Origin of the sequence: Methanosarcina thermophila TM-1 (assembly GCF_000969885.1) — an archaeon.
GTDB classification, from domain to species: Archaea; Halobacteriota; Methanosarcinia; order Methanosarcinales; family Methanosarcinaceae; genus Methanosarcina; species Methanosarcina thermophila.
In genome coordinates this window covers 1,813,568-1,827,544 of sequence record NZ_CP009501.1, presented here as the reverse complement: position 1 = coordinate 1,827,544, position 13,977 = coordinate 1,813,568, and the positions used below count along the sequence as shown (strand labels likewise).

The following is a 13,977-nucleotide window of genomic DNA, read 5'->3' as shown; positions in this document are numbered from 1 at the left end:
CAGAAGTTTTTTTATCTGGATGTTATTTTATCTCTGCCTTCTGGTCTCTGAGCCCGATAACCCTGAGGATTTCATCCCTGGCTTTCTCGGCTGTAATCTGTATATTGACATCGAGTCCCTCATGCTGGAGCATTTCAAAAACCTCAGCCACTCTCGGAAGTCTCAGATGGGCTTTTCTGAGGAGTTCGGGATTGCTGAAGATCTCATCCGGGCTTCCGTCAGCTTCAAGTCTTCCATGATGAAGGACAAAAACCCTCTCTGCAAAATAAGGCACGACATCCACATCATGGGTGGAAAGAAGCAGGGTGATTCCAAGCTCTCGATTCATTTTCATTATCAGATCAAGAATGCGGGCAGAACTGAGGGGATCGAGGTTGGCTGTAGGCTCATCAAGGATTATAACTTCAGGGCGCATGGCAAGAATGCCTGCAATCGCCACAAGCTTTTTCTGCCCTCCACTAAGATGATGCGGGGCTCTATCCTCAAAACCTGTGAGTCCTACCATTTCGATGGCTTCTTTAACTCTTTCTTCGACCTCGCTTCTCGACAGACCCATATTAATTGGTCCAAACGCTATATCTTCTTCGACACTCGGCGCAAGCACCTGGTCATCAGGATTCTGAAAGACAATCCCTACTATTTCCCTGCAAGCCCGAACATTCTTCTTGGTCAACTTTTCCCCTTTTATCAAGACTTCCCCTGAAAGAGGGCGCAGGATTCCATTAAGGTGCTTAAATAAAGTCGATTTCCCAGCCCCATTAGCCCCAAGCACTGCAACTCTCTCCCCTTTAAACACTTTAAAGCTGATTTTATCAAGGGAATTTGAATCAAGATGAGGATATCTGTGGCAGAGATCTCTGGTTTCAAGGATAGGAACAATGTTTCTTTCGGAGACCTGATTCTTTTTTTCGGAATCTGTTCCGGATTTATGCCTTCTCCCGGCTGTCGTTTCTTCCTGGAAAGTTGCTGCTTTATCGGGGCTATGTGGGGAATTCGGAGTATTCATACTGAAAGCGTCCTGAATGAAAATCGGGTCTAACTGCGGAAACTAACTTTTTTCAAAATAGTGCTACTATTAATTAATAATAGTGCTACTATTAATGAATAATAGTGTTATAACGAATAATAGTGCTACTATTAATGAATAATAGTGTTATAACGAATAATAGTGCTACTATAATGAATTTATCTTTTTTACACGTTGTGGTTTATACTTTTCTGCTTTTGAAGTTTAAGAGATAATTATACAAATCTTCCCGGCATATTTTTTTCCAATGCAGCGTGTTGTTCTACATGTAGATATGGACTATTTTTTTGCAGCCATTGAGGAACGGGAAAATCCTGAACTTCAGGGAAAAGCCGTTGTTGTCTGCATGCTTTCTGGAAGAGGTGGACTGAGTGGGGCTGTAAGTACCTGTAATTACACTGCGCGAGAATCAGGAATCAGGGCAGGCATGCCCTGTTCAAAGGCAAAAAAGCTGAATCCTGAAGCTGTCTTTTTGCCTGTCAGAAAGGATTTTTACACTTCGGTTTCGGACAGGGTTATGGAAATTCTCAGAAGCTATGCGGATGCCACGGATGCCGGGGCAGCGTTTGAGCAGATCAGCATAGATGAGGCATTTCTGGAAATTACCGAGAAGACAGGTGGGGATTTTAGTGCAGCTCTTGAAATAGGAGCCCAGATTAAGAACGAAATAAAAGATAAGGAGAAACTGACCTGCTCAGTAGGTATAGGCCCAAATAAGCTTATTGCCAAGATGGCTTCTTCAGTACAGAAACCAGACGGGATTACTGTTATAAGCCCGGATAAACTCGTGAGCTTTCTCCAGCCCCTTAAGGTGTCTAAACTCTGGGGAATAGGGAATGTAACCGCAAGAAAGCTGCAGGAAATGGGTATAGTTACAATAAAAGATCTTGCTGAACATGATGTTATTGATCTGATCTCTACTTTCGGGAAAACGCGGGGAATCTGGCTTAAACAGGTAGCGGCAGGAATAGATGATTCTCCTGTAAAAGAGAGGGGTGGCTCTGAACAGATTGGAAGGATTGCAACCCTGCCTGAGGATACCTTAGACATTAACCTTATTTCTCAGTTACTTAACAGGCTGGCAGGGGATGTAATTTCAAAACTTGATTCAAGAGAGCTTTCCTTCAAGATTGTAACTGTAACGGTCATAAACTCAAAGTTCAGAATGTATACAAAAAGTCGTACACTAAACCATCCAGCTTATTCAAAGGAAGCCCTTCTTGAAGTCGCTCGTGAAATCCTGGGTGATTTCCTCTCGGAAAGTCAGACCGAGTTCAGGCGTGTAGGCATCAGGGTAGGGGGACTCCAGAAAAGAATGGGTCAGAAAAGCATTTTTGATTATTGAGTTTTGCCTTTTTTGAGATTTACGTTTACCTCAATCTGAGCAAAGCCGTGTTGGCTCCTGACAGTGATACTTTTCCAGACTGCCTTTTCATATGTTTTGCCTCAATTAAGGGAATATAATATACGCTTTTTCCTTTCTGTCAATTCCAGTGTGCTTTTTTCATAAAATTTATCACATAAAAAATTGATAATAATAATATGAGATATATTTCAGAATTGTATCCATGACCTGAATTTCTATTCCCATATTTCCAACGGCGACTATTTTCTATTTGGATTTTTTGTCAGAATGTGTAAATTGGGATATGAGAGGACGGCTGCAGACAGTGACGGTTAGGAGAAGTTTGTATGCTTAAAAAACCGTTTACCATCCAGTTTCCGGAAAACCCTACCAGTGGATTTAGCTGGGACATTGCAACCAGTAGTGGGCTGCAGGTAATGAGGGATAGTTTCGTCCCTGAAGAAGAGGGAAATATTGGCGGCGGAGGGTACCGCGTATGGGATATTCAGGTAACGTCCCAGGGTAGTCAAAAACTTAAAGGTACATACCGCAAGGGTAAGCAAATAGCAAGTTGTTTTGAAATTATTATTGATGCAGAGTAACGCCCTAGTTCCCAAGCTCCTACACCCTGCAAGAAGTGCCTTCTCCGGCAAAGCCAGATTTTCCCAGCCTTGCTGGAGGTCATTTTATTCTTTTTCCGATCTTTTCAGACTTTTTTCAGTCTTTTCAAATTTTATTCTGATTTAAATAAATTTAACAAGCGGGCAGACTTCAATACATGCCCCGCAGTGAGTGCAGTTTTCTTTAATCCGGGCCTTCTTTTCCTTTATCTCAATCGCGTTATGCTCACAATGGCCTACACAAACTCCGCACCCCTGGCAGAGCAAAGCTCTTCTTACCGAGAACTCAATAATTCTCATAAGCCTCTTCAGAGTCTTTTCATTGTCACTCCTCCCATTAACATTCCCTGAGGCAAAAACTTGCGCTCTGGATTCTCCGAAGGTGACCGACGCCGCACCTTCTATAAAAGAAGCTTTTCCGATCGGGGATAACATTCCGCTTTCTCTCAGGGTCTCTATGTCGATTGCCTGCCCGAAACTCCCATCTGCAGATATTCCTCCTGCTTTGCAGGGTCTGTATCCTGTTGTTACTTCAAAATGCAGTTCTTTTGGGGCTTCCTGTGACGGAAGAAGGCGAATTCCTTTTTTCTCCGCAAGTGTCTGGAGAACTTTAGGATACCGCTTGTAGCGCCATAAACCGTACTTTACCCATTCAGCAGAGAGTCCCATTTTCTCGGCATAGGCGAGGAGATGGGAATTGAGCTTTTTTGCAAGCTCGGGATGGCTTTCTTCAAGCTGGAAAAAGTCGGCAAGCGAGGAAGACGGGCAGAGCCAGCACCCCATCCTGTCATATCCTTTCTCATAAGCCGGATTATATGGGGCTTTTACCCTGAAAAGATAAAGCCAGACATGAAGGGCAGTCCATTCCTGTATAGGGGAAGCTCCGACCTGGTTTCCCACCCAGGGATTTTTCCATACTTTCTTGCTGATTGAACGGGCGTGGGATTCATACTGCCGCTGCCCTATAAAGCTCAGACATCCGCCTTCGTAGTTCTCATCAATTAGCCTGGTAATTGGTCCGAGTTTGCAGATCTTGCAGCACCAGCGGGTATCCATTGTAGGAGGACCAAAGACACTTATCGAATCCCAGAAAGAATCTCCTGCACTTGCAGTCCTGAGCTCTTTCCCATAGTGCTCAGCAACCTGTTTGACATTATCGAGAGTTTCCGGAAACTCAAGCCCCGTATCTGCAAACATGATCTCATAATCTTCAAGGCACTCATCAACAAGCTGGAGCACGGCAAGACTGTCTTTTCCCCCGGAGTAGGATACGCTTACTTTCATATCCATGCTGCCTGCTACATTTTTGATGAAAGCATGGGATTTTTCTATCATGCTGTCCAGAATTCTCTCGTTGGCTTTTACGGCATCTTCCCAGTTCTTACCTGCAGAATTTGTTTTTTGAGGTGCTGGCTCTCCACTCCAGCGTGGTTTTACAGCATGCCCGCGGTTTTCCTCACACATTTCCTTCCCGGACATTCGGGCACGCCCACAGCAGATTACCTCTCCTGCAGGGTTCAATACAACAACCTCATCTTCTTTCTTGATCTCGGGATCAGCATCAAGAACTCCAGGAGCAAGGACACTTGCCCCCTTTTTCAGAATAAAAGGTACAACTGACTGCTCAATAATGACCCATTTCTTCAGGGCTCTTATATCCCTGCCCTGGAAAAGTCTTCTTGCCCCTTCGAGCCTTGGAAGCAAAACCCATTCACAGCTCTCAATCTCAAATCTGATAGATGCAAGCACTTCTCCATCGACTATAATCTCATCCATGCGGTCTTCATACGGGGCTTTATTTAACACTACCAGGTGCCCTTCAGGTATAAGGGGTGCATTGAATTGTTTTTTAGAAACCGAGTTTATACGTTTAATATCGTAATCAAAAGCTGGACGGATATCCGCAGGAGGAGTTACCTCGACTTTTTTTGTATTTTTTCCGCATCCGCACTGTTTTCCCAGTACAGGCACATTGCAAGCCTCGCACCAGTGCAGAAGCATTTTACCAAGATATGCTGGTCTGGACATGACATGCAGATTGAGATAAGTTCCCCTTTAAAAGGTTTTGGCTTTTTCGTAAGCGGTTTAAAAAGAGCTTGATCAAAAATATCTGCGTATTTATTCACTGGATGTTTTAATATCGTACTGCCTTTGGGTCGGATCTTCTAGTAATAGATTGAATCCTTAATATGAGACTACAATTTTATAAATGGACATCTGATGTTAAGTATTGATGATCTAACCAGAAATTAAGAATTTCAGTACTCAGATTTTGAGCATATGCCTTTCTTACAATCTAATTCCCTCAATAATCTGAATCTTGAAAACCAGCATTTACTTTCAGTAAATATAGTTTCTATCATTCGAAAGTAAAATTATAAAACTCTCCTAAATTGTTTGGAAAAACTTTATGTAAATTCATTCATTAATATAAGTAAATTTATTCATCAATATAGTATGCGTACAGTTAATTTATATAATCTGAATATTTCTTATATAAAAACGGACCAGATTAGTTGAATGCGTCTGTAACTCTAATTGGGGTATATTGGAAATTTCCGAAATTTGAAAAACTTTGTGAGGGGGATTATTCATTATCAGATCAAAAGCAGACTATGATTTTTATCTTAAAGCAGATCAGTTAGCTTCTGGGAAAAAATATAAAAGACCTAAGCTAATTGGCGATGATATATGGAAATTTCAGAGACTATTAAGACAAGCTGAATATTATACTAATTGTAAGAAATCCTTTCTTTCTAAATTGTATCTAAAATATATATTATATAAATATCACAAGATGAGCGTCCGTCTAGGGTTTACAATTCCACTAAATGTTTTCGGACCTGGATTATGTATCGCTCATAGGGGAACTATTGTTGTAAATAAAAACGCTAAAGTTGGAAAGAACTGCAGAATACACGCCTGTACTAATATAGGATCTAACATAGATGGGGTTTCAGCGCCGCAAATAGGTGACAATGTCTATATTGGACCAGGCGCTAAAATTTTTGGAGATATTACGATTGCTGACAATATCGCAATTGGAGCAAACTCTGTTGTAAACAAATCATTTTATGAAAAAGGGATTTCAATTGCAGGAGTTCCTGCTAGAAAAATAAGTAATAAAGGAACAGACGGATTTATAGTTTCAGATAATGAATTATCCCATTCTAACACTCCTGATATTGCTGCAAAGATAGAACGCTCTTGTACCCGCTACTAAATAATTCTCGTGATAGAAATGCACAATTCTATAATCTTTTTTATTTTGCAGTAACCTTTTTCCATCCATTTCTAACTCAGAAAAATTTTGACATAAGAGACGAATCTAAAGCACAGTGTTCTAAAAAGCTGCATTCTTTGCAGAATTTTCCTTCTTTTCTCTCGGGCATAAGTCCTGCTTTAATTTTCTCAACTTCCCTGGAGATTTTGAGTACTTCCCGCCTGTCCGAGCTTCGGATAACTACACGTCTAAGCAGGCCGTAACTCACATATTCAACAAAAGAAAAGGGAACTTCTTTCTCACTCCCAGCTTCAAGAAGCATGGCAAGAGCAGCGACATGTATCCTGTCTGAAGCCCATACTCCCTGTTCAGGGCAGCTTCCAGGCTTTAAAATCGACGGGATCTGTGCGCCCTCAAAGCAAACTAGTTTGGAGGGGACACCTTTAAGGTTGAGTTTTTTTGAGGAAAGAAATGGCTCGATTTTAACAGGTGTGAGTGCCGCAAGCATGGGCTCTTTCCCATATTCCTCAAGTGCTTCTATGAGATTGGCTGCAATTTCGGGAATTTTGGCTCTTGCCCGCGCTTCTCCTTCCTCTAGAATTTCCCTCGTGACATCGGCAAGTTCCCTTGGAAACAATAGCGGCAAATCCGTACATATCTGTGTCAGAGAAGTTTCAAGCTCCTTACGGAGGGTATCGGCGTTTAACGTACACTTTCTCAAAATTTCAGGATAAGTCAGGGACAGTTCTTTCAGGATCATCCTCTCGAGCCTTTGCTCATTCATCTTTGGGAACAATTCATACCCCCGGTTGATAAAGTAAACTTTTCGTGGGCAGTTGACATATAGAAGAAGATCTGAAACATTTGTCTCTTGATTGGGTAATTCGGCTTGCATTAGATAATACTCTTTCACAAATGTTATATATTTTTTTGAAAGTTTTCGCCGTAATTCGATACAAAACACCTGCGGCAATTGCCGAACTCCTATTCGTTAGATATATATGGTAATGTTTCCTCTTAAAGTACGTGAGTCATGACATCTGATGAATCCTCAGAAAATCTGCGCAATCGTTTGGCGGAAAAAATGGCTGGAGATATCACTCTTTCGGAAAAGCCAGGAGAGTCACTCAAAAAATGGAGGTCGAATTTCGAGATATCTCAGACCGATATTTCAAATTACCTTAAGGTTTCCCCTTCCGTTATCAGTGATTATGAAAGCGGGAGACGTAAGTCTCCAGGGACACTGATTATCAAGAAAATTGTCGAGTCTCTTCTTGAGATTGATGCTGAAAGGGGAGGCAAAAAGATTCACGCTTATGGATCACTACTTAACGCTGAAAGCAGTACAAAGTCCATTTACTCAACATATGAATATACCCTCCCTATACAGCTTGCGAAATTAGTAAACCTTATCGAGGGAGAGATTGTCTACAAAGGAGTTGAGAAGCCTCTTTATGGTTTCTCTGTTGTTGACAGCCAGAGGGCAATCCTGGAGCTTTCCTCCCATGAGTTCCAGAAACTCTACGGCTGGAGTACGGACAGGGCTATGATCTTTACCAAAGTCAGCACCGGGAAATCCCCTATGGTAGCTATCCGGGTTACTAACCTTAAGCCCGGCGCGGTGGTACTTCACGGGCTTCGAAAGGAAGACGTAGAACCCGTTGCAATCAAAATGGCGGAGGTCGACCGCATACCTCTCGTCACAACTACAATGGATCTTGACCAGATTGTCCAGTTACTGAAAAAATACAGTCAATATTATGCCAGGGAGTAAGCTCCCTGATTACTGATTCCCTGAATAACCCAAAAACAGGTGGAAATAATGACTATTGGAATTGTATCTTACGGTGCTTATGTCCCCCGTTACCGTATAAAAATTGAAGAAATTGCCCGGCTCTGGGGTGATAACCCGGAGGCTCTTAAAAACGGTCTAATGGTACATGAGAAATCCGTGCCAGATATAGACGAAGATGCAGCAACTATAGCTGTGGAAGCGGCAAGATATGCAATGGCAAGAAGTGGTGTCGATCCAGGCAGAATTGGGGCAATATACACTGGTTCTGAGAGCCACCCCTATGCTGTTAAACCGACAAGCACAATTGTTGCCCAGGCTATTGGAGCAGCTCCATATATGACTGCAGCAGACTTTGAATTCGCATGTAAGGCAGGTACAGCCGCAATTCAAGCCTGTATGGGTTTGGTGGGTTCAGGGATGATAGACCTGGGAATGGCTATAGGGGCAGATGTTTCCCAGGGAGCTCCAAGTGACGCACTTGAGTACACTGCGGCAGCAGGCGGAGTTGCCTGCCTCATAGGGAGAAAAGAGTCTGAGCTTGCTGCAATAATTGAAGGCACTTATTCTTTTACAACTGACACCCCTGACTTTTGGAGAAGGGAAGGAATGCCCTATCCAGAACATGGAGGTCGCTTTACAGGAGAGCCAGGCTACTTTAAGCATGTAACTAATGGCGCCAGAGGTCTTATGGAAAAACTCGGAACGAAACCGGAAGATTATGATTATGCTGTTTTCCACCAGCCCAACGGGAAGTTCCCAAGCAAAGTTGCAAAAATCCTTGGTTTCAATAAAGCTCAGATTGCTCCAGGGCTTGTAGTCTCAAAAATAGGGAACACTTATTCAGGCTCCTGCCTTATGGGAATTGCTGCGACTCTGGATCAGGCGAAACCAGGAGATCGGATTTTTGCAACTGCCTTCGGGTCTGGCGCAGGGTCTGACGCTTTTAGTATCACAGTTACAGATAGAATCGAGGAAATCCGAAACAAAGCTCCGACGGTTTCCGAACTGATTAAGAACCCAATATACATTGACTATGCAAGGTATGCCAAGCATAAAGGCAAGATTCGCCTGGCCTGAGAATGGAGTGAGTATAAATGAGAGACGTAGCAATTGTCGGAGTGAAAAATACTAAATTCGGAGAACTCTGGGAACGTTCCCTGAGGGACATTGTGGTAGAGGCCGGAATAGGAGCAATCGAAGATGCTGGCGTCAGCGGAAAAGAAATCGATGCTCTTTATGTAGGAAACATGAGCGGAGGCCGTTTTATTGAGCAGGAACATATCGGAGCTCTTATTGCGGATTATTCCGGGCTTTCCAAGAACCTGCACATTCCCGCCACACGAGTGGAGGCTGCCTGTGCCTCAGGGGGGCTTGCTCTGCGGCAAGCTATCATGGCTGTAGCATCTGGTTATAGCGATATCGTGATTGCAGCGGGAGCCGAGAAGATGACAGATGTCGGGTCTGAGGAAGCATCTTCTGCTCTTGCGGCAGCGGCTGACAGGGAATGGGAAGGCATGGCAGGAGCCACCTTTCCTGGACTTTATGCAATGATTGCAAGGCTGCACATGCACAGGTATGGGACAACCAGCGAGCAGCTTGCTGAGGTTGCCGTAAAGAATCATAGAAACGGAAGCCTGAACCCGATTGCCCAGTACAAAAACATAATTACTGTTGATGATGTGCTGAATTCAACTATGGTGGCAGACCCTCTGCATATTTTTGACTGTTCCCCAATAACGGACGGAGCTTCAGCTCTTGTGCTTGCCCCTGCGGATGTTGCACGCAAATATACTGATACCCCCATTTATATCAAAGCAACTTCTCAGGCAAGCGATACTATTGCACTCCATGACAGGCGTGATCTGACAACCCTGGATGCCACTGTAATCGCTGGGCAGCGGGCATATTCCATGGCAAAGCTAAGACCTGAGGATATCGACCTTGTGGAAGTGCACGACTGCTTCACAATTGCCGAAATCTGCGCAATTGAAGATCTCGGGTTTGCAGAGAAAGGAAAAGGCGGAATTGTTACTGAAAATGGAGAAACTGCAATTGGAGGCAGGATCCCTGTCAACACATCCGGCGGTCTTAAAGCTTGTGGACACCCGGTGGGGGCAACAGGCATAAAACAGGCTGTAGAAATTGTAACTCAGCTGCGCGGAGAAGCAGGAAAGCGCCAGGTAGAAGGTGCAGAATACGGCATGACCCACAATGTCGGAGGGTCAGGTGCAACAGCAGTAGTGCATATTTTTTCGAGGGAAAGGTGATATAGATGTCTTCCGTTCCTAGATTTTGGAGAAATCTCGGCAGCCGGTACAATCTTGAAGGTACTCGCTGTAGTGAATGCGGGGAGTATTTCTATCCCCCCCGCAATGTCTGTGTGAACTGCAGGCGTGGAGGAGAGATTGAGCCTTATACGTTCAAAGGCACTGGCGAAATAGTAACATATACATTTATTCACACAGCTGCGGAAGGTTTTGAGATTCAGGCTCCCTACACCCTCGCCATAATCCAGCTGGATGAAGGACCCAGATTAACCTCCCAGGTAGTTGGCGATCCGGAAAAGATTCATATTGGAATGAGAGTAAGATCCGTTTTCCGCAAACTCGGGGAAGATGGTAAACGCGGTATGATTTATTACGGCACTAAATTCACCCCCATAGATGAATAAAAAGATCTGGATCTTCCGGATTCTATTTTTTCCAGCTTATTTAAGTAAATTTTTAGCAAAGCAGGCATCTAATATTAAATATTCAGCCAATTTTAACCGGAATTAACTGGAGATATCTGGAAACTATGATCGAAATCGAGGTCAAGGTCAGAGCAGATCATTCAAAAGCCCGCCCTATTCTGGATAAAATTGGGGCAATAAAAGTAGGTGTTGAAAGCCAATCTGACATTTATTTTGCAGCTCCTCACAGGGATTTTGCGAAAACCGATGAAGCACTCCGAATCCGTTCTTCAGACGGCGAGGCTGTACTGACCTACAAAGGTCCTAAACTCGATAGCGTTTCCAAAACCCGGAAAGAATTTGAAACTCCTGTAGACGAGGCTGCCACAATAGAAATCCTGCATGCTCTCGGCTTCCGAGAAGCCGGAGTAGTCCGCAAAAAAAGAGAAGTTTTCAGCGCAGGAGAAATAACTATCTGCCTCGATGCTGTTGAAGGGCTCGGAGAATTCCTTGAGGTCGAAATCGTGGCTGAAAATGAAACTGAGCTTGAAACCTCAAGGGCGAAATTATTTGAATTGCTAAAACAGTTTGACGCCGGGGAAAAGGATTCGATCAGGACTTCTTACCTTGAGATGGTGATGGAGAAAAATAAAAGTTAATACATCTTATGATGTAATGTATGTACTATTCTTTCAATGCCTTTTGTATCATTTTTTATATTAAGTTTGAATTACTCTTCTCAAACTGCCTTTTATCTTTTTCTCTTACTTCTACTTTTTCTCGGACGCCGCCAGATTAACTGGCGGAAGCGTCCTATTATTCGTAGATTCAAAATGACTTCTGAGTGAACAGAAGCCTTTCTCATCAAAAAGGTTGCAGTTGTTTCACCTTATTCTTGAACCGGGCTTTATCTCTTTGTCCGGCGTCAGGGCTGCTACGATATCATTTGCACAATCGTCGGCGGCGAGCATCATGCCGTTTGATTCTACTCCGCAGAGTTTCGCAGGTTTCAGGTTGGCAAGTACGATTACATATTTACCTACAAGCTCTTCGGGAGTGTAATAAGGAGCCATGCCTGCAACAAGCTGCCTTGGCTTTTCTTCGCCGATATCCACTTCAACCCTGAGAAGCTTTCTGGACTTCTTTATGGGTTCGGCAAGTAAAACCTTTCCTACGCGGATATCGAGTTTCGCAAAGTCTTTATACTCGATCGTGGGAAGGATTTCTCTTTCCTCAGCGGCTGCTTTTTTTGCTTCTTCGACGTCTTTGGCAGTGCCCATTCCTTCGGATTTCGAGGGCTCTTTTTCTTCCACCTTTCCTGCAGCTTTCGCATTGGCAGCTTTTACCCTCTGGTTTGCGATCTCTTCCATCTCCTTTATCCTATCGTCTTCGAGTTTGGTGAAGAGAATCTGGGGTTTTGCAAGCTTTGTGCCTGCTTTTATTGGCACAAGAGCCTCGTCATACAGGGCAGTATGCAGGTCTTCTTCCTGTCCGAGCTCTTTCCAGGCGGTTTCTGCGGTTTCCGGAATTACAGGCTCAAATATAAGGCTGAGAGCTTTTGCCAGGTGCAGGCAGTTATAGATCACATGTCCGCAGGCTGCTTTGTCCTGCTTTATCAGGCTCCATGGTTCGTGGGACTGGAAGTAAGTGTTTCCGAAAGACGCAAGAGCCATTGCAGAATCAACAGCTCTTTTGAACTCATATTCAGCCATTGCTGCTTTTACTTCTTTTAAAGTTTTTTCGATCTCTTCTTTTATGGCAGGCTCGAGTTCTCCTGCTGGAACTTCCCCAAAATTCTTGAAAGCGAAAAGCATTGTTCGGTACAGGAAATTCCCGAGTACAGCCACAAGCTCAGTGTTGACTTTTTCTTGAAGCACGCGCCAGGAGAAGTTCAGTTCTTTCGTGTGGGAGGTGTAGCTCGCGAGATAGTACCTCAGAAGGTCGGGATGGAAACCGTGGTCAAGGTAGTCCTCTCCTACCCAGACTACATAGCCCCGGGTCTTGGAAAATTTCTTCTCCTCGATTTTGACCATGCCTGAAGCTACGACAGCCGTAGGCACTGAATAATCCGCACCTTTAAGCATTGCTGGCCAGAAAATGCAGTGGTGATAGGTAATGTCCCCTCCTATGAAATGGACAATTTCCCCATCATTTTTCCAGTATTTCTCCCATGAATCCCCGGCTTTTGCAGCCCACTGCTCGGTAAAGGCAATATATCCTATAGGGGCATCTACCCAGACATAGACCACAAGGTCATCACGCCCAGGGAATTTTACTCCCCATTCAAGGTTCCGGGTAATGCACCAGTCTGAAAGCCCCTGCTTTACCCAGCCCAGTGCATAGTTCCGAGCATTTGATGTTCCACCGAGATCGTTTGAGAGGTAGTCCATGAGATAATCGCTGAAATCCGAAAGCTTGAAAAAGAAGTGTTCCTGCTGCTTGTACTCGGCAGGTCCCCCGCAGATAGTGCAAACAGGGTTTTGAAGTTCTCCGGGCTCAAGGTGTTTTCCGCACCCCTGGTCGCACTCATCTCCTCTTGCGGTTTCGCCGCAGTGAGGGCAGGAGCCTTCAACATAGCGGTCAGGAAGAAAACGATTGCAACTCGGGCAGTAGGCAATCTCAATAATCTTCGGGTACACGTAACCTTTTTCAATCAACCTGTTGACAATGTCCAGGGTCCTGTTGTGATTCTCAGGATCATCTGTTGTTCCAAAGGCATCAAAGTAAATTCCCAGCTGCTTGAAGATTTCATCAAAATGTTTGTGATATATCTCTACAAGTTCTTTGGGAGTGATCCCGAGTTCTTCGGCATTTACGACAATTGGGGTGCCATGGGTATCTGAGCCGCAGACAAAGGTAACCTCCCTCCCTTCCTTTCTAAGGGAACGGACAAAAATATCAGCCGGTACATAAGTCCGGAGGTGTCCGATATGAGCTTTGCCGTTAGCATAAGGCAGGCCGCATGTGACAAGTACGGGTTTACTGGATGATTTTGACATTTTTATCTCCATACATTTTTTGTAAATATATTCCTCTTCGATGGTCGCAATTCTAAAATATATTTCGTTTATTCTTTTGAAAAAGTTTGCTTACAAGGTAACCTATTTGAGGGATAGTTAATTATCCTATATAAAGAAGGGTGGAATGTAGAGACAGATAACTAAGAGCTCAGACAATTAAGGCTCTTAACAATTCTCTTGCCTTGAGGCTTTGCAAGTTCTCCTTCCTGCATTCCGGCTAACTTAATATATCTGTTATCTTAATTAAGTTTCAACTACAATCAAGATCGCAGATTA

Annotated in this window: 12 protein-coding genes; 8 read left to right on the top strand and 4 right to left on the bottom strand. The window is 43.8% G+C overall.

Going from position 1 to position 13,977, the window contains the following annotated elements:
• Positions 1–22: 22 nt before the first annotated feature.
• Complete coding sequence (locus tag MSTHT_RS07895) at positions 23–1,006, bottom strand: ATP-binding cassette domain-containing protein (RefSeq protein WP_082086806.1); 984 nt, start codon at positions 1,004–1,006, stop codon at positions 23–25.
• A gap of 268 nt (positions 1,007–1,274) precedes the next feature.
• On the opposite strand from MSTHT_RS07895, the gene dinB reads away from it, so the two are divergent.
• Together dinB and MSTHT_RS07885 are read left to right on the top strand one after the other, a co-directional pair.
• Positions 1,275–2,372, top strand: a complete 1,098-nt coding sequence (gene dinB / locus MSTHT_RS07890; protein ID WP_048167310.1) for a DNA polymerase IV — start codon at positions 1,275–1,277, stop codon at positions 2,370–2,372.
• A 347-nt stretch (positions 2,373–2,719) separates the two neighbouring features.
• On the top strand, positions 2,720–2,974 hold the full coding sequence (locus MSTHT_RS07885) for a protease inhibitor I42 family protein (RefSeq protein WP_048167309.1): 255 nt from the start codon (positions 2,720–2,722) through the stop codon (positions 2,972–2,974).
• A 141-nt stretch (positions 2,975–3,115) separates the two neighbouring features.
• Here the strand turns inward: MSTHT_RS07885 and MSTHT_RS07880 are convergent, their stop codons facing one another.
• The gene (locus MSTHT_RS07880; protein ID WP_048167308.1) at positions 3,116–5,020 is read right to left on the bottom strand and encodes a phosphoadenosine phosphosulfate reductase domain-containing protein; all 1,905 of its coding nucleotides are present in this window, start codon (positions 5,018–5,020) and stop codon (positions 3,116–3,118) included.
• A gap of 769 nt (positions 5,021–5,789) precedes the next feature.
• Here MSTHT_RS07880 and MSTHT_RS07875 point away from each other — a divergent pair.
• A complete protein-coding gene (locus MSTHT_RS07875; RefSeq protein WP_197071744.1) occupies positions 5,790–6,215 on the top strand; it encodes a serine O-acetyltransferase in 426 nt (141 codons plus the stop codon).
• A gap of 76 nt (positions 6,216–6,291) precedes the next feature.
• Here the strand turns inward: MSTHT_RS07875 and MSTHT_RS07870 are convergent, their stop codons facing one another.
• Positions 6,292–7,110: a CRISPR-associated protein Cas4 gene (locus MSTHT_RS07870; protein WP_048167306.1), complete on the bottom strand. Its 819-nt coding sequence runs from the start codon at positions 7,108–7,110 to the stop codon at positions 6,292–6,294.
• 138 nt (positions 7,111–7,248) lie between these two features.
• Between MSTHT_RS07870 and MSTHT_RS07865 the strand changes: the two genes are divergently transcribed.
• The 5 genes from MSTHT_RS07865 (at position 7,249) to cyaB (ending at position 11,340) form a co-directional block, all read left to right on the top strand.
• Positions 7,249–7,989 carry a helix-turn-helix domain-containing protein gene (locus tag MSTHT_RS07865; protein ID WP_048167305.1) on the top strand — a complete coding sequence of 247 codons (741 nt, stop codon included), beginning with the start codon at positions 7,249–7,251 and terminating at the stop codon, positions 7,987–7,989.
• Between the two features lie 48 nt (positions 7,990–8,037).
• Positions 8,038–9,087 carry a hydroxymethylglutaryl-CoA synthase gene (locus MSTHT_RS07860; RefSeq protein ID WP_048167304.1) on the top strand — a complete coding sequence of 350 codons (1,050 nt, stop codon included), beginning with the start codon at positions 8,038–8,040 and terminating at the stop codon, positions 9,085–9,087.
• Between the two features lie 17 nt (positions 9,088–9,104).
• A complete protein-coding gene (locus MSTHT_RS07855; protein WP_048167303.1) occupies positions 9,105–10,277 on the top strand; it encodes a thiolase domain-containing protein in 1,173 nt (390 codons plus the stop codon).
• A 5-nt stretch (positions 10,278–10,282) separates the two neighbouring features.
• Positions 10,283–10,681 (top strand): Zn-ribbon domain-containing OB-fold protein, encoded by a 399-nt coding sequence (locus tag MSTHT_RS07850; protein WP_048167302.1) that lies wholly within the window; start codon positions 10,283–10,285, stop codon positions 10,679–10,681.
• A 125-nt stretch (positions 10,682–10,806) separates the two neighbouring features.
• Complete coding sequence (gene cyaB, locus MSTHT_RS07845; RefSeq protein WP_048167301.1) at positions 10,807–11,340, top strand: class IV adenylate cyclase; 534 nt, start codon at positions 10,807–10,809, stop codon at positions 11,338–11,340.
• 225 nt (positions 11,341–11,565) lie between these two features.
• On the opposite strand, the gene metG is transcribed toward cyaB, so the two are convergent.
• Positions 11,566–13,680, bottom strand: coding sequence for a methionine--tRNA ligase (gene metG / locus MSTHT_RS07840; RefSeq protein WP_048167300.1), 2,115 nt, complete (start codon positions 13,678–13,680; stop codon positions 11,566–11,568).
• Between the last annotated feature and the right edge of the window lie 297 nt (positions 13,681–13,977).

Bases quoted from the DNA above. Each gene is read 5' to 3' on its own strand.
- MSTHT_RS07895 (WP_082086806.1), bottom strand. From the start codon at position 1,006: ATGAATACTCCGAATTCCCCACATAGCCCCGATAAAGCAGCAACTTTC.
- dinB (WP_048167310.1), top strand. From the start codon at position 1,275: ATGCAGCGTGTTGTTCTACATGTAGATATGGACTATTTTTTTGCAGCC.
- MSTHT_RS07885 (WP_048167309.1), top strand. From the start codon at position 2,720: ATGCTTAAAAAACCGTTTACCATCCAGTTTCCGGAAAACCCTACCAGT.
- MSTHT_RS07880 (WP_048167308.1), bottom strand. From the start codon at position 5,020: ATGTCCAGACCAGCATATCTTGGTAAAATGCTTCTGCACTGGTGCGAG.
- MSTHT_RS07875 (WP_197071744.1), top strand. From the start codon at position 5,790: ATGAGCGTCCGTCTAGGGTTTACAATTCCACTAAATGTTTTCGGACCT.
- MSTHT_RS07870 (WP_048167306.1), bottom strand. From the start codon at position 7,110: ATGCAAGCCGAATTACCCAATCAAGAGACAAATGTTTCAGATCTTCTT.
- MSTHT_RS07865 (WP_048167305.1), top strand. From the start codon at position 7,249: ATGACATCTGATGAATCCTCAGAAAATCTGCGCAATCGTTTGGCGGAA.
- MSTHT_RS07860 (WP_048167304.1), top strand. From the start codon at position 8,038: ATGACTATTGGAATTGTATCTTACGGTGCTTATGTCCCCCGTTACCGT.
- MSTHT_RS07855 (WP_048167303.1), top strand. From the start codon at position 9,105: ATGAGAGACGTAGCAATTGTCGGAGTGAAAAATACTAAATTCGGAGAA.
- MSTHT_RS07850 (WP_048167302.1), top strand. From the start codon at position 10,283: ATGTCTTCCGTTCCTAGATTTTGGAGAAATCTCGGCAGCCGGTACAAT.
- cyaB (WP_048167301.1), top strand. From the start codon at position 10,807: ATGATCGAAATCGAGGTCAAGGTCAGAGCAGATCATTCAAAAGCCCGC.
- metG (WP_048167300.1), bottom strand. From the start codon at position 13,680: ATGTCAAAATCATCCAGTAAACCCGTACTTGTCACATGCGGCCTGCCT.